The sequence below is a fragment of the Sulfurimonas sp. NWX367 genome (assembly GCF_039667065.1).
Taxonomy (GTDB): Bacteria; Campylobacterota; Campylobacteria; order Campylobacterales; family Sulfurimonadaceae; genus Sulfurimonas; species Sulfurimonas hydrogeniphila.
This window is the reverse complement of sequence record NZ_JALCZM010000002.1, coordinates 1-22,483: the sequence shown is the minus strand read 5'-3', so window position 1 is coordinate 22,483 and position 22,483 is coordinate 1. Positions and strand designations below refer to the sequence as shown.

The 22,483-nt window shown below is 38.1% G+C and carries 22 protein-coding genes; 11 read left to right on the top strand and 11 right to left on the bottom strand.

Going from position 1 to position 22,483, the window contains the following annotated elements:
- Window positions 1-29: 29 nt before the first annotated feature.
- The gene (locus MNY28_RS04675) at window positions 30-938 is read left to right on the top strand and encodes an RluA family pseudouridine synthase (protein ID WP_346389052.1); all 909 of its coding nucleotides are present in this window, start codon (window positions 30-32) and stop codon (window positions 936-938) included.
- A gap of 526 nt (window positions 939-1,464) precedes the next feature.
- Here MNY28_RS04675 and rlmN read toward each other — a convergent pair.
- The 3 genes from rlmN to hisF are packed head-to-tail and all read right to left on the bottom strand — an operon-like array spanning window position 1,465 to window position 3,838.
- Window positions 1,465-2,538 carry a 23S rRNA (adenine(2503)-C(2))-methyltransferase RlmN gene (gene rlmN / locus MNY28_RS04670; RefSeq protein WP_151899253.1) on the bottom strand — a complete coding sequence of 358 codons (1,074 nt, stop codon included), beginning with the start codon at window positions 2,536-2,538 and terminating at the stop codon, window positions 1,465-1,467.
- Window positions 2,535-3,077 carry a purine-nucleoside phosphorylase gene (locus MNY28_RS04665; RefSeq protein WP_346389051.1) on the bottom strand — a complete coding sequence of 181 codons (543 nt, stop codon included), beginning with the start codon at window positions 3,075-3,077 and terminating at the stop codon, window positions 2,535-2,537. Before MNY28_RS04665 ends, rlmN begins: the two co-directional genes overlap by 4 nt.
- A 2-nt stretch (window positions 3,078-3,079) precedes the next feature.
- A complete protein-coding gene (hisF, locus tag MNY28_RS04660) occupies window positions 3,080-3,838 on the bottom strand; it encodes an imidazole glycerol phosphate synthase subunit HisF (RefSeq protein ID WP_346389050.1) in 759 nt (252 codons plus the stop codon).
- Window positions 3,839-3,957: 119 nt separating this feature from the next.
- On the opposite strand from hisF, the gene MNY28_RS04655 reads away from it, so the two are divergent.
- The 5 genes from MNY28_RS04655 (at window position 3,958) to fliI (ending at window position 9,221) form a co-directional block, all read left to right on the top strand.
- Window positions 3,958-4,428 (top strand): CZB domain-containing protein, encoded by a 471-nt coding sequence (locus MNY28_RS04655; protein WP_346389049.1) that lies wholly within the window; start codon window positions 3,958-3,960, stop codon window positions 4,426-4,428.
- Window positions 4,429-4,498: 70 nt separating this feature from the next.
- Window positions 4,499-5,341 carry a 16S rRNA (adenine(1518)-N(6)/adenine(1519)-N(6))-dimethyltransferase RsmA gene (gene rsmA, locus MNY28_RS04650; protein WP_151899257.1) on the top strand — a complete coding sequence of 281 codons (843 nt, stop codon included), beginning with the start codon at window positions 4,499-4,501 and terminating at the stop codon, window positions 5,339-5,341.
- Window positions 5,280-7,226 carry a ribonuclease J gene (locus tag MNY28_RS04645; protein WP_151899258.1) on the top strand — a complete coding sequence of 649 codons (1,947 nt, stop codon included), beginning with the start codon at window positions 5,280-5,282 and terminating at the stop codon, window positions 7,224-7,226. Before rsmA ends, MNY28_RS04645 begins: the two co-directional genes overlap by 62 nt.
- A gap of 99 nt (window positions 7,227-7,325) precedes the next feature.
- Window positions 7,326-7,910: a GTP cyclohydrolase I FolE gene (gene folE, locus MNY28_RS04640; protein ID WP_346389048.1), complete on the top strand. Its 585-nt coding sequence runs from the start codon at window positions 7,326-7,328 to the stop codon at window positions 7,908-7,910.
- A gap of 3 nt (window positions 7,911-7,913) precedes the next feature.
- The gene (gene fliI, locus MNY28_RS04635) at window positions 7,914-9,221 is read left to right on the top strand and encodes a flagellar protein export ATPase FliI (RefSeq protein WP_346389047.1); all 1,308 of its coding nucleotides are present in this window, start codon (window positions 7,914-7,916) and stop codon (window positions 9,219-9,221) included.
- Here the strand turns inward: fliI and MNY28_RS04630 are convergent.
- From MNY28_RS04630 to MNY28_RS04620, 3 genes are read right to left on the bottom strand one after another with little or no spacing between them, the layout of a single operon-like run.
- Window positions 9,216-11,306 (bottom strand): hypothetical protein, encoded by a 2,091-nt coding sequence (locus MNY28_RS04630; protein WP_346389046.1) that lies wholly within the window; start codon window positions 11,304-11,306, stop codon window positions 9,216-9,218. The two genes, fliI and MNY28_RS04630, sit on opposite strands and share 6 nt — an antisense overlap.
- 9 nt (window positions 11,307-11,315) lie before the next feature.
- Window positions 11,316-12,905, bottom strand: coding sequence for a single-stranded-DNA-specific exonuclease RecJ (recJ, locus tag MNY28_RS04625; RefSeq protein WP_346389045.1), 1,590 nt, complete (start codon window positions 12,903-12,905; stop codon window positions 11,316-11,318).
- Entirely contained in the window at window positions 12,895-14,514 is a 1,620-nt protein-coding gene (locus tag MNY28_RS04620) for a CTP synthase (RefSeq protein ID WP_151899263.1), read from the bottom strand. Before MNY28_RS04620 ends, recJ begins: the two co-directional genes overlap by 11 nt.
- Before the next feature lie 76 nt (window positions 14,515-14,590).
- On the opposite strand from MNY28_RS04620, the gene MNY28_RS04615 reads away from it, so the two are divergent.
- Window positions 14,591-16,213 carry a cation:proton antiporter gene (locus MNY28_RS04615; RefSeq protein ID WP_151899264.1) on the top strand — a complete coding sequence of 541 codons (1,623 nt, stop codon included), beginning with the start codon at window positions 14,591-14,593 and terminating at the stop codon, window positions 16,211-16,213.
- Window positions 16,214-16,223: 10 nt separating this feature from the next.
- Here MNY28_RS04615 and pyrE read toward each other — a convergent pair whose 3' ends face one another.
- From pyrE to secG, 3 genes are read right to left on the bottom strand one after another with little or no spacing between them, the layout of a single operon-like run.
- Window positions 16,224-16,832 carry an orotate phosphoribosyltransferase gene (gene pyrE, locus MNY28_RS04610; RefSeq protein WP_188110002.1) on the bottom strand — a complete coding sequence of 203 codons (609 nt, stop codon included), beginning with the start codon at window positions 16,830-16,832 and terminating at the stop codon, window positions 16,224-16,226.
- Between the two features lie 3 nt (window positions 16,833-16,835).
- Window positions 16,836-17,393 (bottom strand): ribosome recycling factor, encoded by a 558-nt coding sequence (frr, locus tag MNY28_RS04605; protein WP_188110003.1) that lies wholly within the window; start codon window positions 17,391-17,393, stop codon window positions 16,836-16,838.
- Between the two features lie 22 nt (window positions 17,394-17,415).
- The gene (gene secG, locus MNY28_RS04600) at window positions 17,416-17,745 is read right to left on the bottom strand and encodes a preprotein translocase subunit SecG (protein WP_151899265.1); all 330 of its coding nucleotides are present in this window, start codon (window positions 17,743-17,745) and stop codon (window positions 17,416-17,418) included.
- A 116-nt stretch (window positions 17,746-17,861) separates the two neighbouring features.
- Between secG and MNY28_RS04595 the strand changes: the two genes are divergently transcribed.
- The 4 genes from MNY28_RS04595 to MNY28_RS04580 are packed head-to-tail and all read left to right on the top strand — an operon-like array spanning window position 17,862 to window position 21,055.
- Window positions 17,862-18,797, top strand: a complete 936-nt coding sequence (locus MNY28_RS04595) for a metal ABC transporter substrate-binding protein (protein WP_346389044.1) — start codon at window positions 17,862-17,864, stop codon at window positions 18,795-18,797.
- Window positions 18,794-19,558 (top strand): metal ABC transporter ATP-binding protein, encoded by a 765-nt coding sequence (locus MNY28_RS04590; protein WP_346389043.1) that lies wholly within the window; start codon window positions 18,794-18,796, stop codon window positions 19,556-19,558. Before MNY28_RS04595 ends, MNY28_RS04590 begins: the two co-directional genes overlap by 4 nt.
- Window positions 19,559-19,566: 8 nt before the next feature.
- Complete coding sequence (locus tag MNY28_RS04585) at window positions 19,567-20,364, top strand: metal ABC transporter permease (RefSeq protein WP_151899268.1); 798 nt, start codon at window positions 19,567-19,569, stop codon at window positions 20,362-20,364.
- 10 nt (window positions 20,365-20,374) lie between these two features.
- Window positions 20,375-21,055, top strand: a complete 681-nt coding sequence (locus MNY28_RS04580; RefSeq protein WP_346389042.1) for a methyltransferase domain-containing protein — start codon at window positions 20,375-20,377, stop codon at window positions 21,053-21,055.
- Here MNY28_RS04580 and MNY28_RS04575 read toward each other — a convergent pair.
- Both MNY28_RS04575 and MNY28_RS04570 read right to left on the bottom strand, forming a co-directional pair.
- Entirely contained in the window at window positions 21,045-21,452 is a 408-nt protein-coding gene (locus tag MNY28_RS04575; protein ID WP_188110004.1) for a thiamine-phosphate pyrophosphorylase, read from the bottom strand. The two genes, MNY28_RS04580 and MNY28_RS04575, sit on opposite strands and share 11 nt — an antisense overlap.
- On the bottom strand, window positions 21,442-22,140 hold the full coding sequence (locus MNY28_RS04570; protein WP_346389041.1) for a Bax inhibitor-1/YccA family protein: 699 nt from the start codon (window positions 22,138-22,140) through the stop codon (window positions 21,442-21,444). Before MNY28_RS04570 ends, MNY28_RS04575 begins: the two co-directional genes overlap by 11 nt.
- Window positions 22,141-22,483: the final 343 nt, after the last annotated feature.

Here is a 22,483-nt window from a genome sequence, read left to right as displayed (position 1 = left end):
CTCAAATATTCATTAAAGAGGATTGAAATTTGCCATTCGTAAGAAAGAGAATGTTTGCACCAAAAAAACAAAAAGCATTTTTATATTTAATTCAAGAACTTGGGTATACCCAAAAAGAAGCACAGCGTCTTATTGCCAAGGGAAGGCTTTTTGTTAACGGAGAACCGATGACGAGGACTGCAGGTGAAATTGAAGGTGAATTTGAATTTATCTACTTTGAACCTATTACAAAAGGTCTGGAACCTACATACGAAGAAGAAGAGTTTGTTGTTTTTGACAAGCCGAGTGGTGTGCTTATTCATCCTCAAAACAGATACACGCCCTACTCTCTTATAGATGAATTAAAATACCAATACGGCAGAGATGCCAATATTACACACAGAATCGATCAGGAGACAAGTGGTCTGGTCTTGTGTGCAAAGAACAAGCAGAGTGAACGTGATATTAAAATGATGTTTGAGCAAAGAGATATGCAAAAAAAATATTTGGCATTTGTACACGGAGATTTTAAAAAAGAGCTTACTGTGGTGGAGCCGCTGTTAAGAGCAGAAGATGAAAGTGCTATTGTTCGTATGGTAGTAAAAGTTGATACAAAAGGGAAAGCTTCAAAAACTTTTTTTAGACCATTGGAATATTTTGAAAAACTAAATATGACACTTGTGGAATGTGTGCCGTATACAGGAAGACAGCATCAAATCAGAGTGCATTTGTTTCACGTGAAACATCCGATAGTCGGTGATCCGATTTATGGACAGAGCGAAGAGAATATCGTTAAATTTTTAGAGAGAGAACTATCTGCTGAACAAAGAATAAAAAACAGCGGAGCCCAACGTTTATTGTTACATGCAAGTGAATTGGCATTTGATTTATATGGGGATTCTTATACTATAAAAAGCAAGGTAGACTTTTTAAAAACATGTTTATTGCATGTAATGTGAATAACTTTTTTTTAAGAAGATAAAAATAATTTTTATTTATGTGAATAATTTTTTTAAATCTCTTTATAGCCCTGTAAATAGGGCTTTTGGAAGATTTGTAAACTATTTTAAGGTAAAATTTACATAAAATATTTCTTAAAAAATAAGAAAATTTACAAATTTTTTATCCATGAAATTATGTGATATTCACACTTTAGAACAATGTGTGAATACTACACATTTAGAGAAAATTGACAGATTTTATTATGATTAAAATTTATTTTAAGATGAAATTTATTTTTAAGATTAGTAGGGTATTATTACACTCATAGACGACCTCCCTGGTGTGTTGGTCGTCTGCTTTATTTTGATCCAGCTTTATATAACTTTAATTAAAACTTTACTCTTTCTCTTCTTTTGTTGCTGCCCATATAAAACCGCCAACGCCAATGGCAAAAACTATCACTAACAAAACTACTTCACTGATATCAACACTACTCATAACTATCCTTGATTTTTATTATAATTATACTCTTAGATTTGTTATCTAACTGTTTATCTCATCTTGATTTTTTTCTTTTAACTGTCCACAAGCGGCACTGATATCTATTCCTTTAGAATCGCGTATGGTAGAGAGTAAACCGTGGTTTATAAGGTATTCCTGAAATTTGATCATATCTTCGCGTGATGGACGTTCGTAAGGTGTACCAGGATAGGGATTAAAATAGATAAGGTTTACTTTTGCTTTAATTCCGCTAAGGAGTTTTACAAGTTTTTTTGCAGAACCCAAATCATCATTTTTATTTTTAATGACAAGGTATTCAAACATAACACGCTTGCGTGTATCAATTGGAAAACGTTTTACCGCTTCTATAATTGAGTTGATGTTATGTGCTTTATTCATCGGAATAAGCTCTGTGCGCAGTTCATCATCAACCGCATGGAGTGATATGGCTATATGCACACCCAGATCCATTTGACCGAGTTTGTCTATTTTGTTACTGAGACCACTTGTGCTTACTGTTTGTCTTTTTGCAGAAATGGCAAGTCCCTCTTCTTCTTTAAAAATTTCTATAGCCTGTGCAAGATTTTCAAGATTGTCGAGAGGTTCCCCCATTCCCATGTACACTATATTTATCTTTCTGTTATGTTTGTGTTTGTTGTCACGTTTGAGTGTTACTACCTGTGCAACAATTTCTCCGGCAGTCAAATCACGGGTAAAACCGCCTTTGGCCGTCAAACAAAAACTACAGCCGACTTTGCAGCCAACCTGTGTGGAAACACAGACTGTATATTTTGCCTCTTGTGTTATTTCACCATTTTCATCAACTTGCTCATCTTTCATTTTAAGCCAGACTGCTTCAACGGTCTTGCCGTCCTGTAGCTGCAAAAGATATTTTATTGTACCGTCGCTTGACTCTTCTTTTCGTACGATTTCCATGGGATTGATGGTATATTTTTCGCTCAGTTCTTCTTTTAATGCTTTTGGGATGTTTTTCATTGCATCAAAATCCTGTGCATACTGATGATACAGCCAACCATAAATCTGTTTGGCACGAAAAGATGGTTTGACTAACTGTGTCAGTTCTTTTTGTGTGAAGTCATATAAAGAAGGTTTCATTTTGCTGTTAGCTCTGCTATACGCTTTTTTACATGCTCTTCAAGGAGTTCTTTTGCTTTGGATTGATTCTTGAGAAAATCTTCATGAGCCTGTTTGTTAGTATAGTTTGTTATACAAAACACACCGCCGGCAGGAATATTAAACTCCTGGGCAATGCGCAACACTGAAAAAAATTCCATATTTTCTATGCCGACGCCAAATTTTAAAAAGTTTTTTGTCAATGTTTCGTTTGTAGATATATAATTTGATGAGTTGACAACAATGTCTTTTTTATTGGTAGTGTTTGTTGTGACAACATTATCAAGCGGTGTATAGGCATCATTACTTAAAAATGCCAGTTCTATATTTGCAGCGGTTTTTGATTCTATGATATCAAATATTTTTTTTTCTCCATAGCTTCCTGCAGTTCCTACAAAGAGTAAAAATTCCGGTTTGTCAAATAGACAAAGCCGTGTAAGATTCATAGCTGTTTCAATGAGCCCTACTCCCATTGGAGTTGCAAAAGAAAATGTTTCATTGTTTCCTGCACATATAATCATTGTTATAGCCTTACCGGAATATTTTGTTCATGTAAATAATGTTTTAGATCCATTATATCTATCTCTTTGTAGTGAAATATGGAAGCAGCCAATGCAGCATCTGCTCCGTGTTCAAATGCTTCTTTTATATGTTGCATTGTACCTGCACCGCCACTGGCTATGACCGGTACATGTACTGCACGGCTTATCTGTTCTGTTATATTGAGCTCAAAACCTGCTTTGGTTCCATCCGCATCCATAGATGTCAAAAGAATTTCTCCGCTTCCTCTGTCTACAACCTCTTTTGCCCACTCTACGGCGTCTATACCTGTATCTACGCGTCCGCCGTTTAGGTAAACATTGTATTTGTCACCTGTTTTTTTCACATCAATTGCTGTGACAATACACTGTGATCCAAAGCGTTTGGCACCTTCGTCTATGAGTTGGGGTCTTTTTATGGCTGCGGAATTAACGCTGACTTTATCACAGCCGACATTTAAAAGTTTGTATATATCATCTAGTTTGCGAATGCCTCCGCCTACAGTTAGCGGTATAAAAATTTCTCGTGCTACCTGGGCAACTATATCTACTATTGTGTCTCTGTTGTCAGAAGAAGCTGTAATATCCAAAAATGTAATTTCATCTGCACCCTCTTCATTGTATCTGCGGGCTACTTCAACAGGGTCACCGGCATCTTTGAGTCCTACAAAATTGACGCCTTTGACAACACGTCCGTCTTTTACATCCAGGCATGGGATGATTCTCTTTGCAAAATAATTCATAGCGCAATTATACACTTTTAGGCTTAATGATTGATTTTGTTTCACGTGAAACAAAAGTTTTATATTGCTTTAATATAGTTAGGACTATAATCGTTCATTATATTTGGATAGGAATGTAGATGAAGAAGGATGAAACATTAAAAAGTTTAGAAAATGCAGAAGTAGAATTGACAAGGTTTGTAGAAACAGCAAAATCTTTAATAGACGGGATAGATCCGGAAGATAGAATTTTACCAACTTCATCCAGAGAAACAAAATTTGGTCAATGGTTTTATACCGATGGACAGAAGTTGAAGATACTCTCAAACAATCCGCTGGAGTGTATGAGCAATATTGAAGAGCTTCATGACAAACTTCATGAAAGATATCGTGAAATTTTCGACTTGTATTTTGCTGAAGAAAAAAAAGGCGGATTTTTATCAAGAATATTTAAACCAAAGCAAAAGGTATTGACTGAGTCGGAGTTGAAGCTTGTAAACGAAAAGTATCTTGCAATGGAACAAATAGCCGAAGAACTTTTGGCAGAAATAGCAAGACTGCAAAGACGACTAGTGGCCGTTTCAGAAGAAAAAATCAATGCTTTAGTATAAAAAAAGAGAAAAAAATTGATTTTTTCAGTCTGTTACCTTTTTGTAAGTAAAAAAAAGATATCATAGTGCTATGAATAGAGAAAGTATTGTAGCAAAGAAGAAGTTTGGACAAAACTTTCTGAAAGACCAGTCAGTTTTAAGACAAATCGTCGAAGCGATGCCCAAAAACGAGAATAAAATCGTAGAAATTGGGCCTGGCTTAGGTGATTTAACTAAATTTTTAGTTGATGTCAAAAGTGTAGAAGCTTTTGAGGTAGATACCGATTTATGTAAACTGTTACAAAGTACATTTAAAGAAGAGATTGCTACCAAGCGACTCCATATAAACTGTGGAGATGTTTTAAATGCTTGGCAGAGTGAACTTGTGCGTGAGCCTTATGATTTGGTGGCAAATTTGCCCTATTATATTGCTACGAACATACTATTGAAAGCACTCGCAGATCCTATGTGTAAAAATATACTTGTAATGGTTCAACTTGAAGTAGCAGAAAAGTTTTGTGCAACTGCAGGTGAAAAAGTTTTTGGTTCTTTGAGCGTAATAGCCCAAAGTATAGGAACAGCACAGATTGTTGTGAAAGTTCCCCCGACTGCATTTGATCCTCAGCCCAAAGTGGATTCTGCTGTTTTTCTGATAGAGAAAAATGCTGATAGAAATGACAAAGAGTTCGAGGATATGCTTAGAGTTGCATTTTCGCAGCCTCGAAAAACTTTGGTGAAAAATCTATCTTCAAAATATGACAGGAAAAAACTTCAGGAAGTTCTGGAAAAACTGGAACTTGCATTAACGGTTCGGCCTCATCAGGTAAGCACTAACGACTATCACCAACTCTATAAATTAACAAGGAGTTTGGATGGCAGAAGAGACACAAGAGGCAGCACAAAGCAAACCTCAGGAACAACGCAAACCAAATAACAACCGCAAACCAAATAACAATCGTAGACCAAACGGCAATCAGAAGAAGCCAAACGGTGAAAAAAATGCAAATGCAAAACCAAGAACAAACAACAATAAAAACAAAAGTCGCGGCCGTCACAAAAGAGGAGCTTCTCCTATTGATGACAAGCTTAAAGCATTTGTTGTAAAAAATCAGGAAGCACACAAGCAAAGACTGAATCCTCACTATAAACTTGATTTGGAATCAAAAGCGAGAGTCCGTGTCACACCACTTGGAGGGCTTGGAGAAATCGGCGGAAATATTGCTGTATTTGAAACTGACAATGAAGCGATTCTTGTCGATGTAGGGATGAGTTTTCCGGATGAAGAGATGCACGGGGTTGATATACTGATTCCCGATTTTACCTATCTGCATGAAATCAAGCATAAAATTGTCGGTATTATCATTACGCATGCGCATGAAGATCATATCGGTGCAGTACCGTATCTTTTTAGAGAATTGCAGTTTCCTATATACGGAACACCGTTGCCTTTGGCAATGATTGGAAACAAATTTGATGAGCATCATTTAAAAGAGGCTAGAAAATATTTTAATCCTATTGAAAAAAGAAAAGTCTATAAAATAGGAAATGATTTTGAAGTTGAGTGGATGCATATGACCCACTCTATTTTAGACTCTTCTTCTGTGGCGATTACAACAGCAGCCGGAACTGTGATACATACAGGTGATTTCAAGATTGACTATACACCGATAGACGGGTATCCCGCAGACTTACACCGTTTGGCACATTATGGCGAAAAAGGGGTGTTGTGTTTAATGAGTGATTCGACAAATTCACATAATCCTAATCCTACACCGTCTGAGTTAAGCGTTGCACCGGCACTTGACCGTGTATTCAGCAAGGCAGAGGGAAGAGTGGTTCTTTCAACGTTCAGCTCAAATATTCATCGTGTTTATCAGGCAATTCAGTATGCTGTGAAATATGGTCGTAAAATTTGTGTTATCGGACGTTCTATGGAGCGTAATCTTGAAGTGGCTATGCAATATGACTATATTAAATTACCAAAAAATATCTTTGTGGAACCGGATGAAGTGGCACACATGAGTGATAAAGATGTTTTAATCGTGACAACAGGTTCTCAGGGTGAAGGCAATTCGGCACTGTTTAGAATGTCAATAGGTGAGCACAGACATATTAAAATTAAACCGACTGATTTGATTGTTCTCTCTTCCCGTGCTATTCCTGGTAATGAGGGTTCTATTTCCCAAATGCTTAATCACCTGCAAAAATGTGGAGCTAAAATTGCCTATGACAAAGATTTACATGTTTCAGGACATGCATCTTTAGAAGAGCAAAAATTGATGCTTCGTCTCGTTAATCCTAAGTTCTTTTTACCGATTCACGGTGAATACAATCATGTAATGAAACATAAAGAGACTGCAATGCTGTGTGGTGTTCCTGAGAGAAATATTTTACTTATGACAGATGGAGAACAGATAGAGATTGCACCAAAATATATGAGAAAAGTCAAAACTGTAAAAACCGGCAAGACATATATTGATAATCAAAACAATTATGAAATCGAAGATGACATAGTTATGGATCGCCAAAAACTTGCGACAGACGGTGTTGTTATGATAGTGGCTCAGGTGAGTGAACAAACCGGAAAAATGATGGATAAACCAAAAGTGACATCATTTGGTCTGGTCGCTGACAAAAGAGACAGGGCTTTTGCAAAAGAGATAGAAGAAATACTGGAAAACTTCCTGTTGAACATGAAGCCCGGACTTATTGGTAATCCTAAAACTTTAGAAGGTGATTTGCGTCAGGTTATCAGAAAACATATTTTCAGAAAAATGAAAAAATACCCGCTGATTGTTCCAAATATCTTTATTCACTAAAAAAATACCTCAAGTTTAGTCTTGAGGTATTTTTATTACATCATCTTTTCAGCAAATTCTTGCTACTCTATCATACTAAAAACTTTAAAAGGCATAACTTTGTCAGAGAATAAAAACAGTGAATTTGAAAATGCAGTCAAAATAATGATGCATCATGTCGGAGAAGATCCAAGTCGTGAAGGGCTGTTGGATACACCTGCACGCGTGCGAAAAGCCTATGAGTTTATTTACGGCGGATACAAAGAAGATCCTGCGGAAATTTTAAAAAAAGCGCTTTTTACGACCTCCAATGATGAAATGGTTTTGGTAAAAGACATAGAGTTCTATTCTACATGTGAACATCATCTTCTGCCTATTATCGGTCGGGTACATGTAGCCTATATTCCAGACGGAAAAGTGGTCGGACTTTCAAAAATTCCCCGAGTTGTCAATGTGTTTGCCCGCCGTATGCAGATTCAAGAACAGCTGACGGAACAGATTGCTGATGCCATTATGGATACGATTGCGCCAAAGGGTGTTGGTGTTGTCATTCAGGCGCGTCATATGTGTATGGAGATGCGCGGTGTTGAAAAGATAAACTCAACGACAACATCATCAGCGCTTCGCGGACTTTTCAAAAAAGATGAAAAAACACGCAGTGAATTCTTTTCTCTCATTAATTCTCCTACGGGAAACAGATACTAAAATATGCCATTATCATCACTGAAAGAGAAACTTGCAAATAAAAACTATTCGGTCTCTTTTGGCGAGGTTGTGAAAATAAACGCAACGATTATCACGGCAAAAGGTTTACATGTAAGCATCAGCGATATGGTAAAGATTGTCTCAGATACTACAGGACAGGAGACTGTTGGGATGGTAACGGAGATTGATGCAGATCTCTTTTTCATTACACCTTTTTCATTTGTAGAGGGATTTCGTTCGGGAGATAAAGTATTTTTAGATTCCACAGGGTTGAATATTCCTGTAGGCCCTGCTCTTTTGGGACGTGTAGTAGATCCGTTTATGCGCCCTGTTGACGGCAAAGGCAGTATAAAAGAGGGAAAGCTTACTCCTATCATAAAAGCACCAATAGCGGCAATGAAAAGAGGCATGATAGATGAAGTTTTTTCTGTGGGGGTCAAATCAATTGACGGACTGCTTACCTGCGGAAAAGGACAGAAACTCGGAATATTTGCAGGAAGCGGTGTCGGAAAATCAACCTTGATGGGTATGATTGTCCGCGGAGCAGATGCCCCTATCAAGGTCGTAGCGCTCATCGGTGAACGCGGTCGTGAAGTTCCTGAGTTTATAGAAAAAAATCTCGGTGGTGATTTGACAAATACTGTTATAGTCGTGGCAACATCAGATGATTCTCCTTTGATGCGAAAATACGGTGCTTTTGCAGCAATGAGTGTTGCCGAACATTTTAAGGATCAGGGCAGAGATGTGCTCTTTATTATGGATTCTGTCACACGTTTTGCTATGGCACAGCGTGAAATAGGACTGGCACTTGGAGAACCGCCGACTTCAAAAGGCTACCCTCCCTCCTCTCTCACTCTTTTGCCCCAGTTAATGGAACGTGCCGGAAAAGAAGAAGGCAAAGGAAGCATTACGGCCTTTTTTACTGTTTTGATAGAGGGGGATGATATGGGTGATCCTATCGCTGATCAGTCCCGTTCCATTTTAGACGGACATATTGTACTCTCACGGGAAATGACAGATTTTGGCATCTATCCGCCTGTGCATATTTTAAATTCGGCTTCAAGGGTTATGAGTGATATCATTACACCGGAGCATCTCAAGGCAGTGATGAAATTTAGGCGACTGTATACATTGCTCAAAGAGAATGAAACGCTCATAAGAATAGGTGCCTATACAAAAGGCAGTGATGCTGAACTTGACGAGGCTATTGATAAAAAAGAGGATATGGAAAAATTCATAACGCAAGATTCGACAATACAGATACCGTTTAGTGAGACTGTCGAGGTGTTAACTGCTCTTATGAATTCATAATATTTGTGAATCAAACCAGCTGTCCCGTGAACGTTTTTCCCCCTGTTCGTGAGTAATGGCAAGTTTTTTGGTGCTATATGTTTCATAGCCGTTCATGATAATTCTAATCTCTTTGTCTATACCGAAAATATCAATATAGGAATAAATGATATTTTCGGCACTGTTGAATCTATTTGTATTGATGAGTTGTTTTATCTGTGTGTAGAAACTGAGTCGAAGAAGATTCCCTGTTCTTTGTCTTCTTGAAGGTGTATATATCAGTTCCCCCAGTGTCTTTTTTATGTGTTGTATATCACCGTTAAGCGCATGTTTTTCACACTCATTCATAAGCTTCTGCCAGTGTTTTTCAAGAAGTTTTGTAATTTCAAGATTTTGCAGTCTTGTATCGCTGTCTATAAGTTCATAGCATTTTTTAAAATCATTATTTGTATAGTATGAGAGAAATTTTTGTACAGATTGCGCATATTCATATAACTCTTGCAGTATATTCCTGTTACATGTAAAGAGCTGTGCAGATTTTATTTGCTGTAGTGCTTTTTCAACATTGGCGCTGTCAATTGTATTTTTTATATTTTGCAAAAGCATTTCTTGTGATTTTTGCAGTTCATAATATCCGGGAATATCCTTAAAAACCTCATATTTTGATATAAGTCTGTCAATTGTCCTGTATTCTTTATATTGCAGTGCTTTTAAAAATACTAAAAATTCTTCATTTTGTCTGAGCAAAAGGTTTATAAGCGGGCGTTTTGGCAAAATTGTTATGTATGGAAGCAAAAGTTCTTTTGCTCTGTCTAAATTGCCAATGAGGATCTGTTTTTGGGCAAAAATATATGATTTTTTAAAATCAGCTTCCATTTTTTTATAGACAGAGGTATGTTGCAAGGGTGCAAACTTTTCACTGAGTTTGTAGGCAAGAGCATATTTTTTGTCTCTGTAAAAGTGTTGAAAGGCTGCATAATTTTTATGCGCTTTGAACAAAAGCTTAATATCATCTGTTTTACTGTTTATCTGCTGTAGGATATTGAGAATTTTTTTTAGTTCATTTTTATTGGAGTTTATAAGATGAACAAAAGCTTTTGCATAAAGTTTTTGATAAAGGGTTTCAACTTTTTTATGCTCTTTTGTACCTTGAAGTCGCGGATCTGCATCAATTATGTCAAAAGCTTTGACAATATCTTTGCGAAGTATACACATTTTCAGATCATCAGCATCGGCAAATGTAATAGTGTAGAGTTGTTGGTTTTTTAGAGCAACAACAAGCTTTTTCTTATGCGTCAAAATCATAGTATCGACTTCATGCCCGAAGCTGAGATATTTTGGGCTTACAAGCTTTTTGCTTCTAATATTTACAAGCGAAATACTCTTTGATCTTCCGCTTATAAGTGCAAAATCAGTCCGGGGAAAATATATAATATTTTTTATTGCACCAAAAGGCATATGTAAAGAGAAGTTTTCTTCATCTTTGTGAAGTTTTTGTATATAGAGTGTGCCATCATGACTGCCAAGCATAAGCGTCTGCTCGTTTATGAAGCATAAAGCCTCAATAGCTACTTTGGAAACACAAAGTTTTTTTATCTGCTGGTGTGACTGCAGATGAATTATACTGACATAACCTCCATAGCCGCTGCATGCCATATAGTTTCTATGAAAAGCAAAAGCATTGATATTTTGGTGTTTAAACGAGATAAGACGGGCTATTTCTCTTTGAGTATCATGCCGGTAGAGCATAACTCTACCCTCGTTCGTAGCACTGACAATATAAGGCATATCCGGTATAAAATGAAGTGCGGTAACAGTACCATTGTCGGTATAAATAGTTTGCAAAAGACTTTTGTTTGTTAAAGAAACTATATATATTTGGATACCATTGGCTATGGCGCAAATATTTTCGCTTGGATGAACAGCAACGGCAGTTGTTTTATAATTTAACTGTGCGATGGAGAGGATTTTTTTATTTTGACAATCATCAGCATCAAAAATTCGCATACCATGGAGTTTGGTACTGAGTGCTACGGTGTTATTGTCCAAAGCCTGTAAGACAGTGATTTGAGAGCGGACTTTTAGACACTCATAAATCTTTGGCATGCAAGGCTTCTAAAAGATTTTATTCACTAAAAGCTGGGCAGAGACCCTGCCGTTAAATTCATTTTTGGTTACGGAGTAACTGCATGTAATCTTTTTATTCTCTGGCATTTCATAAACACGCCGAAAAGCAATAAGCTCTATAGTCTCTCTTTGATGCGGGTATTGTCTGATTTCAATGCGCGAATGTGATTTGTCGGCACCCATCAGTTTTATACTGACAACTTCTGCATCTTTTATAAGAAAAGTCGGCCGGAGATTCGCTTCTCCATAGGGTTCAAACTGTTCAAGCAAATCCAACAGTTCTGTATCTATATCTTCGCTTGCCAAGATTCCGCTTATCTGTTCTTTTGGTATAAAATCATCATCAGGAATTCTTTGTGCACTTCTATTGACAGCTTCTCTAAAGGCTGCTATATCCTTTACATGTAAACCCAGTCCTGCTGCCATTTTATGCCCGCCAAATTTAGTTAACAGATGTTCATTTTCTTTTATGAGTTCATATATATTGACCTCACCGATACTTCTGGCACTCCCTTTGGCTTCTTCATCTTTTATACTCAAAACTATCGCAGGAGATCCAAACTTATCAACCAAACGGGCGGCTACAATGCCTACAACACCTTCATGCCAGTTTTTACCTGCCACAACAATAATTCTATCGTTTTTATTGACAGAGTTCAGTGCCTCTTGCGTTGTTTGTGCTTCAGTCTCTTTTCGTAGATTATTGAGCTGTCCCAAGAGTTCAAACTGTTTATAAGCCGTATGTGTATCGGATGCAGTATAAAAATCAAGGGCAATAGAAGCATCTTCAAGGCGTCCGGCAGAGTTGATACGCGGTGCTATGTTAAATGCGATATCTTCACTTGTGATGTTTGACTTGTTTAAAAAGTCCCTGATAATAACACTGGCAGGCCTGTTGGAGTGCATAAGGAGATTAAGCCCTTCTTTGACAAGTGTTCTGTTTATATTGACAAGAGGCATAATGTCCGCAATAATTGCAATCGCCAAAATATCTAAAAATTGCTTCATATCTATACTGAGTGCAAGCTCTTTTTTAACAAGTCCAAGTAAAAGCCATGCAACCTGTGCGCCACATATCTCTTTAAAAGGATAGTTACATGCAGAGAGCTTTGGATCAACAATAGCATAGGCATCTGGTAAAACATCGCCTGGAGTATGATGATCAGTAATAATTAGGTCTATTTTGCGTTGTTTGCATATATCGGCTGCTTCTATTGCAGATATTCCGTTATCAACAGTTATAATCAAGTCCGTATCCACTCTTTGCAAAACAGTAGGATTTACCCCATAACCATCATGAAAACGATTGGGAATAATAGCTTCAAGAGGATAGGGAATCTGCTTGAAAAAATCAACAACTATAGCAGTAGAGCTGACACCGTCTACATCATAATCACCTACTAACGTTATACGTTTGTTAGCGCGTATAGCTTCTGCAATTTTTTTTGCGGCTTTATCCGCATCATGAAGCAATTGTGGATTTGGAATTTGGGAAAGTTTTTTGTCTTCCTTGTCAAACCTTTGTGCAAGCAGAGCAAAAAGGTCTGATTTGTTTAAGTGGGGTATATTACTCAGCATTTAAACTGGCATTGACAAATGCTAGTATAGATGGATTTGGAGTTTGGAGGCGTGATGTGAATTCAGGGTGAAACTGCACCCCTAAAAACCATGGATGGCCTTGAATCTCTACTGTTTCTATCAACCCGTCAGACTCACCTGTGACTATCATGCCGGCATCCTCAAGCTGTTGTCTGTAGGCAGGATTTGCTTCATATCGGTGACGGTGTCTTTCATAAATTGTTTTTTGTCCGTTATAGGCTTCACGGAGCAAAGAACCCTCTTTTGTGTCACACGGGTACTCTCCAAGACGAAGGGTCCCGCCCATCGGCGACTGATGTGTCCGAAGCTGCATACCGCCGCTTTGGTCCAAAAAGTTGTCTATAAGATAAATCATAGGGTGCGGTGTGTTTTCATCAAATTCAACGGAGTTCGCACCCTCCAGTCCAAGCACATTTCTTGCATATTCTACAAGCGTAAGCTGCATGCCCAGACAGATGCCGAGATAAGGTATCTTGTTGACACGGGCATACTCAATTGCCTGTATTTTTCCTTCAATTCCCCGGTTTCCAAAACCGCCTGCTACCAATATGCCGTCACAGTCACTCAGAAGTGTCTGTGCATCTCTTTCTTCTATCTCTTCAGAATCAACCCAGCAGATTTCAACTCTGCTGTCAAGATGAGCTCCGGCATGAATAAGAGCCTCTGTTAGTGATTTGTAGGACTCTTTGAGGGCAAGATATTTTCCGACAAATCCTATAACTACTTTTCCTTTTGGCTGTACGATTTTTTTGACAAGAGTATCCCACTCCTGCATATCAGGTTCTATCTCGCCAAGATCAAGTTCTTTTGCTATAGGTTTTAAAATATTTTGTCTTAAAAATGACATAGGAACATCATATATGCTTGCAGCATCAAGTGCTTCTATAACACTGTCCGGTGCAACATCACAGCTCATTGCAAGCTTTTTCTTGAATGTTTTGGGCAGAGCATTTTCGCTTCTTGCTATAATCATCTGCGGTGTGATACCGATACGGCGAAGTTCCTGAACCGAGTGCTGTGTCGGCTTTGATTTCATCTCACCGGCTGCTTTAATGTAGGGAATAAGGGTTACATGGACAAAAAATGTACCGGCAACTTCATCATCATGTTTCATTTGGCGAATCGCTTCCATAAATGGCAGCCCTTCAATATCACCAACCGTTCCTCCAAGTTCCACTACAAGAATATCATGCCCTTCCCCGGCTGCTTTTATACGCTTGACAATTTCACCGACAATATGCGGAACAACCTGAATGGTCTGTCCGAGATACCCGCCTGCGCGTTCACGCTCAATTACACTTGAGTAAACCTGCCCTGTTGTAAAGTTGGATGTTTTTAAAAAAGACTTGTCCAGGAAACGTTCATAGTTTCCAATATCAAGATCAGTTTCTGCGCCGTCTTTTGTAACAAAAACTTCTCCATGCTCCAGCGGACTCATCGTACCCGGGTCAACATTGATATACGGATCAATTTTAAGCATGCCTATATTCTTACCGGCATGTTTGAGTAAAGTACCTATACTGGCAGCTGTAATCCCTTTTCCAAGAGAGCTTAATACTCCACCGGTAACAAAAATGAATTTAGTCATTAAAAAATCTCCATATATATTAAGTATAAGCGCGATTATAGTATATAATGTCTTATTAAATTATGAAAGTAACTGTATGCAAAATGTTTTAGTCTATATAATCATCGCTCTTGGGGTTTCCATAGTTATTAATATCTTTTTGAAAAAAATAGGCATATCGCAGATTATAGGCTATATTCTGACCGGAACACTTATTGCCTATGGTTTTGATCTGCATAAAGCCAGTCATTCGCATGCTTTGGAGATGGCAGGGGAATTCGGTATTGTATTTTTGATGTTTACCATAGGGCTTGAAATATCTTTGGCAAAAATGGGTTCGATGAAAAGAGAGATTTTTGCCAACGGATTTTTACAGGTCGGACTGACTACGGTTGTCACCTATCTGCTAGCCCATTATATTTTTGCTCTGGGACCAAAATCATCCATAATTATAGCACTCGCGTTTTCGCTTTCATCAACAGCAATCGTACTGACATATTTAAAAAGTTCTAAAGAGATTTATACTCCGTACGGGCAGAATGCAACAGGAATTCTGATTTTTCAGGATATTGCAGTGATTCCTATTTTAATTCTGATAAGCTTTTTAACCAAAGAGGGAGATCAGGAGATCTTTGTCATTTTATGGCATACACTTTTAAGTGTTTCTGTTGTTATCGCTGTGATGTTTACATTCGGCAAGAGAGTTGTTGCCTGGCTGCTGCATTTTTCATCCTCGTCAGAGGTAGACGAACTCTTTATGGGTTCTGTACTCTTTATCGTCATGGCATCTTCTCTTTTTGCCTACTATATGGGTTTTACCTACTCTTTAGGCGCATTTGTAGCCGGTATGATTATCGCGGAAACGAAATACCATCATAAAGTAGAATCAGATATCGCACCGTTTAAAGATATTCTTTTGGGAACATTCTTTGTTGTTGTGGGTATGAAAATTGACATCTTCTTGTTCGTTGACAATATCGGACTTATTATCGGTCTGTTTTTACTGATTTTTATTATAAAATCGCTCCTTATGTTTTTGGTCTTGCGGTTAAGCTCAAGCAGTGCAGTTTCCTTGAAAACGGCACTCTTCCTTTCTCAGGTAGGCGAATTTTCATTTGTAATTTTTGCACTCGCGGCATCAGGGCATATTATTGATGAGCAGTTGGCTTCTTTGTTGGTACTGATAGTGATTTTTTCCATGATAGTGACACCGTTTTTTGTTCCCTTTATCAATGCTGTAACCACCAGGCTGATAAAAGAAAAAGATATTGTTACAGATATGTCTGCACTTAAGGGCAGAGAAAATCATGTGGTTGTGTGCGGATACAGCGTGGTCGGTAAATTTGTGACACAGTATCTTGAAGAACTTGATGTTCCCTATGTTATCATTGACAATTCAAACAAACATGTACAGGAAGCACTGGAAGAAGGAAGAGAAGCCTATCTCGGAGATGCTTCCAAAACAGCTATTTTGCAAGCGCTCCATATTGAAAAAGCTGCTGCAATAATTGTAACACTTGACAATATTGCGAAGAAGCGCCTTATTTGCGAAGCAGTGCTGAATCATTCAAGAAATGCAAATTTGATTGTAAAAGTGGTCTCACTGGAAGAAAAAGAGAAGCTTTCGGACCTGGCTATAACGAATATTGTGGACGGAAAAGTAGAGGTGGCACGTGTTTTGGTTGAGAGAATGTTAACCTGCCAGCTAAAATATCGCTAGCGGTTGTATACTAGTTTCCGCGTGAGCCCGGCTTAATGGCCTGGCTGCCGTCTTTGCAAAGCGGACATGTCTCAGGCGGATACATTTCAAAGGTGAAGTCTGCAAGTGCAAAAAACGGAATATCCTGAGGAAGTTTGCAGTTTGGCTTTGTCTCTATGTTGCTGCCCTCTCTGTGGCAAAATCCGCGGTTCGCCAATGCGGCAATGCCGACTATTTCACCACCCAGTTCTTTGACAACTGCAGCAGCTTCCATAGCGCTTCCTCCGGTTGTAATGATATCTTCGCACATCAAAACCTTTTCACCCGGTTTGATTTCAAAACCGCGGCGAACAGTCATCTTTCCGTCAACCCGCTCAGCAAATATACTTCTTGCATCAAGTGCCGTAGCAAGCGCAAAACCTGCAATCAAACCGCCAAGCGCCGGAGCACAGACGGTATCAATCTCAAGGCCGCTTGCCTTGATCTGCTTGGCAAGTTCCTCTGCTAAAAGTTTCGCTGTTTTGGGATCTTCCAAAACTTTTGCAGATTGAAGATAAAACTGTGAATGGTTGCCTGAACTCAATTTGAAATGCCCTTCCAAAAGTGCTTCGGCATCCATATATATTTGCTTTATGTCCACGAATCAAACCTTTAGAATTTCAGCTTCTTTGTCTTTTAAGATGCTGTCAACTTTAGAGATATATTTGTCTGTTATTTTTTGTATATTGTCCTGAGCGGATTTAGACTCATCCTGCGTAATCTCTTTTTCTTTTTCAAGTTTTTTGATTTTGTCGTTGGCGTCGCGTCTGTCATTTCTAATGGATACTTTGGCATTCTCACCCATAGTTTTCATTTTTTTTACAGATTCCTGACGCTGTTCCACTGTCATGGCAGGAAAGAAAAGTTTAATCTGCTCTCCGTCATTATTAGGGTTTACGCCGATATTTGCCGCATTGATAGCAGACTCGATATCAGACAAAAGGTTCTTTTCCCAGGGATTGATGACAATAGTTGTCGCATCGGTTGCCAAAACAGAACCCACCTGATCAAGAGGAGTAGGCGTGCCGTAATAGTCAATTTTTACATTATCAAGTACAGCAGTTGTGACCTTCCCTGTTCTGAGTGTTTTGAAATCTCTTTGCATATGTTCAATGCTGCCTTGCATTTTCGTTTCACATTCATTAAATATTTCGTTTAACATTCTGTTTTTCTCCTTAAAAAGATTATTTTTTTGGTGTTTCTGGTTTTGCAGTCGAAGCAGTCGGCACTGCAGGAGCAGCTACATTTGTTGTCGGAACCATTTCATCTATCACAGAAGACTGTGCAGACTGAGAATACATGTATCCCAGTGTGATCGTATTGACAACGAACAAAAAGCCGATGGTAAATGTCGTTTTTGCCAAGAAACTGCTTGGCCCTTTTGCACCAAAAACCGATTCATTTGAACCACTGTAAGCACCAAGGCCTATGCTTGAGCTTTTTTGTAAGAGCACAGCGATAACCAAGATGATAACTAAGACGATTTGAATTATAAGTAAAAGACTGGTTGTCATATATTTTCCTAAATTATAAAGTGGAGAATTATATCTAAAAAACCTTATATTATCAAACTCTAAAAAAGAGGGTATAATTACAATTATTAAATAAAAATTATTTCGAAGGGTGGGCAGTGAAAAATATAAAAATTATTGCATTGATTCTTATTCTGTTTATGGCAAGCCTGTTTCTTGTTATAGAAAATGAAAAAAAACCTCAAACAAATACAAAACCGATAGTCGGGGTAACCACATTTGCTCTTTATGACATTACAAAGCATATTGCAGGCGATACTCTTGATGTCGTTAATATTTTGCCTTTTGGTGTTGACCCTCACAGTTTTGAACCAACTCCAAAGCTTATGGGCAACATAGAAAAAAGTGCCCTGGTTTTTTACAGCGGCGCAGGATTGGAACCATGGGTACACGGATTTGCATTTAAACAAAAGGCTGTAAATATCAGTAAGTATGTAAAATTACGAGAACTTGCAGATACGGATGAAAACGAAGAAGAGGAACATATCGGGCATCACCATCATGAAGGAGTAGACCCTCACTACTGGCTTGATTTTGACAATATGAAAAAAGCTGCACAAGTGATAACAAATGAACTTATTGCACTGCAGCCTCAATATAAAGAACTTTACATTAAAAACAGAGACAGATATGTAAAAATGCTCAATGCGCTTGACCAGGAATACAAACAGAAACTTGCAAACTGTAAACAAAAAAGTGTTGTTGTTACACATAATGCTCTTGGCTATATTGCAGACAGGTACGGATTTGGAGTAGAATCATTGACGGGACTCTCTCCCGAAGCTGAACCGAGTGCCAAAGCAATGAAAAGAGTTTTTCAGGATATTCGCAAAAAAGGCATACAGACAATTTTTTATGAAAATTTTGTAAATGACAAGGTAACCAAAACAATAGCAAAGGATGCAAATATCACTGTTGATGTTTTTCAGCCTTTGGGCAATATTACAGCAGATGAGGCAAAGGCGGGTATGACATACCAGGCAATTATGCAAAAAAATCTTAAAAAACTCTCAAAGGCGCTTATGTGCAGATGAAATTCAAAGTTCCCATCTTTGATGTAAAAAAGCTTAGCTTTATTGTTCGCGGACAGAAAATTCTTCAGGATATTTCATTTGAAATTTTTGAAGGAGAATACATTGCCATTATCGGACCAAACGGTGGCGGGAAAACAACGCTCATCCGTATGCTTCTCGGATTGGAACAGCCTACATCCGGGGAAATCAGAATATTTGGCAAAAAGTTAAAAGAGTTTAAAGAGTGGTACAAAATAGGCTATGTGCCACAGCGCGCAACGCTCGTAGACGAAAACTTTCCGGCGACTGTTGAAGATATTGTAAAAATGGGGCGTATAGCAAAAAGAGGAATACTGGCCGGTATAAGTAAAGAAGACAAAGAAATGGTAGAAGATGCCATGATAAAAATGGATATTCTTAATTTAAGAGATAAAATGGTTGGTACCCTCTCAGGCGGTCAGCGTCAAAGGGTCATGATAGCAAGAGCTCTGGCCTCTTGCCCAAAAATTCTGATTCTTGACGAACCCAATACCGGTGTAGATATGGTGTCTCAGCAAAGATTTTACACATTGCTGGCGAAGCTGAATAAAGAAGAAAAGATAACCATTTTGTTTATTACGCATGATATCGGTGTTATAGCTGATGATATCGGACGTTTATTTACAATAAATCAAAAAGCGACAATTTGTAATGACCCAAAAAAGATGCTTTCTTGTGAAGAAGTAAGTGATTTGTATGGCATAGATGCTCATGCACTTCATCACCACAAGCATGAGCATTAAGGATTCCTATGTTTGAAATGTTTGAATATGATTTTATGCAAAGAGCCTTTGTTGCAGGACTTTTTATAGCCGTGCTGGCTTCTGTAAGCGGAAATTTTGTAGTACTTCGCCGTTACTCTCTTATGAGTGAGACTCTGGCACATTCGGCGCTTGTCGGAGTTGCTGTAGGACTTGTGGCAGGATATAATCCTTTGTGGGTTGCTGTTGGTGTTGCGATTGCTTCTGCATGGTTGATAGAATATCTGCGAAGTGCATTTTCACTCTACAGCGATGCTATATTGGCTATAATCCTTTCAGGTTCACTGGCAATTGCTGTGATTATTGTCTCTTTGGGCGGTGCTTTTAACAATTCTCTTTTTTCTTATCTGTTTGGTTCTATTTTATCGGTGACAGATGAAGATGTAATGACAATAGTCACAGTAGGGAGTCTCTCTTTACTCTTTTTGCTGCTTTTCTCAAAAGAACTTTATTTTATTGCTTATGACGAAGAAGTAGCTCAAACAAGCGGTATCAAAGTAAAGTTTTTAAACTTTTTACTTGTTACCGTAGTGGCTGTTATTATTGCACTCTCGATTCGGGTTGTGGGGAGTCTGCTTATCGGAGCTTTGATGGTGATTCCGACTGTCGCTGCCTTGCAGTACCGAGTGGGCTTTAGAAGCACAATGCTTATTTCACTCTTTTTTGCCCTTTTCAGTGTTGTATTCGGCATGAGCCTTTCTTACTACTATTCTTTACCTTCCGGGGCTACTATAGTGCTTTCAATCATAGTTATTTTTATTGTTTCACTGATAATAAACAAGAAATGATAGAGAAGAGATGAAAATAAGTTCTGAATTTTCCAAGTATGCAATGCATTACGGTTCTTATAATGTTATTCAGCAAAAAGTGGCCGATAAACTTCTCTCTCTGATTACCTCGCAGCCAAAAAATATTTTGGACCTTGGTTGCGGAAGCGGTACTTTGGCAAGAAAAATAAATTGGCAGTATGATAAACTGATGGCAGTTGATTTTGCTCCGGGAATGTTGGAGTTGCATCCAAAGTCTCAAAAGATAGAGTGCATTTACGGAAATTTTAATGATGTAAATCTTTTTGATCTTCTGAGAGAATACAGTTTTGATTATATTCTTTCCTCTTCTGCTTTACAATGGGCGGATGATATGGAAAAAACATTCCAGCAGTTGCAAGCTTTTCATACCCCTGTTGCGCTCGCAGTTTTTACCTCAAATACATTTAAAACATTACATGTAACAGCAGGATTGGAACCACTGCTTATAGATACATGTAAACTTGAAAAACTGCAAAAAAAATATTTAAATGCGAACTTTGAAGTAGTACGGTATAAGCTGGACTTTGATAATGTGAGAGATATGTTTCGTTATATAAAAAAGAGCGGAGTGAGTGCCTCCCGCAATGTTTTAAGCTACAAAGAGATGAAAAAACTGATGCAGGAGTATCCCTTGAGCTATTTGGAGTTTGAAGTCGCCTTTATCTATTGAGCATGACTTCTTTTTCTAAATTATACAGCTCATAACGCAGAGTTTTAAAGTTTTCGCTGTAGTCTATGTTGTCTAGCTTATACAACTCCTCTAAAACCCTGGCAGATTCCTGCGCGCGTTTAAAATTGGCAGTCAGGATATCTTCAAGTGTAGAACGGTTTTGTTCACTTTTTGTAGAGGGTCGCAAGACATCATTTATACTGTCTCTGTTCTTGAGAAGCTCTTTTGTTTCTTGAATCTGTGCTTTGTGTCGGAGTGATTTGAGTCTGGAGGAGAGTTCTTTGTTGTTGTCTTTATATCGAAGTATATCTTCAACAACGCGTATGCCTTCTTTGAGACGGTTTATGTTGGCATCAATCACCCGAAAAAGCTCGGGTGAGAGAGTACTACTCTTCATTTCCAAAGATACCAAAAAGCTGCAGCAGTGCTATAAAGATGTTTAAAAAGTCCAAATAAAGCGCAATGGCACCGTCAATAGGCGTTTGATACGCTCCTTTCATGATATTTTGCGTATCATAAATTACCAGGATGCTAAAAAGTATGACTACTGCTCCGGCAATGATAATTTGGAACATCGGATTTCCAAGAAATATGTTTATTATTGAAAATCCGATGATTACAAAAAGAGCAATCATTAAAGGTTTTCCGTATCCTGTAAAATCCTTTGTGCTTTTTATAGCAAAAAAGCTCATTGCACCGAATACTACAGCTGTCATTGCAAAAGCATTGCCTACTATCGCACCGCCGCCGTTCATTCCAAGTGTATAAGCCAATAACGGCGCTGTTGTCAGTCCTGTCACAAAAACAAAAGCAAACATTACCAGCAAGTTTATACCTGGTTTGTTTTTTACAAACTGCAAACCGATTAAAAGACCGATTTCCAAAAAGAACAGGGGCCAGATCAAACCTGAAATACTGGCAGCCAAAGGCACACCAACATAAGCACCGGCAGCTCCTGCAAGCATTGATGCAGCGAAAAGCTTATATGTCTCTTTTACAAAAGAGACTATCTGCGCTTCGCTGCGACTCTCTACATGTGAAGCATAAGTATTACCTCTTGCATAATCACGATCATATAGTCCCATAGTTTTTTCCTTTTTCAATATCTATCCATAAGATATTTTTTTATTTAGTGAATTCTATAGATAAAAAGTTAATGGAAGGCAACATAAGAGAAGAAGAATGCTTACACTATAATATATATTAGTGAACAAGCTATGCTAAAATAAGCAAAACTAATTCTAAATGAAACAGACCAAAAAGAAATTTAAAATTTCTCTCAAATACTATTGACATTAAAGTCGAAATCCCCTATAATTCCCATCCACAAACAGAGAGACCTTGTTTAAAAGGCCTGAAGAGACTTCGAGTAGAAGCTTTTAAAAATGTTTGAGATCATTGAAAACTAAGCAAGTAAGAGACTTTTTA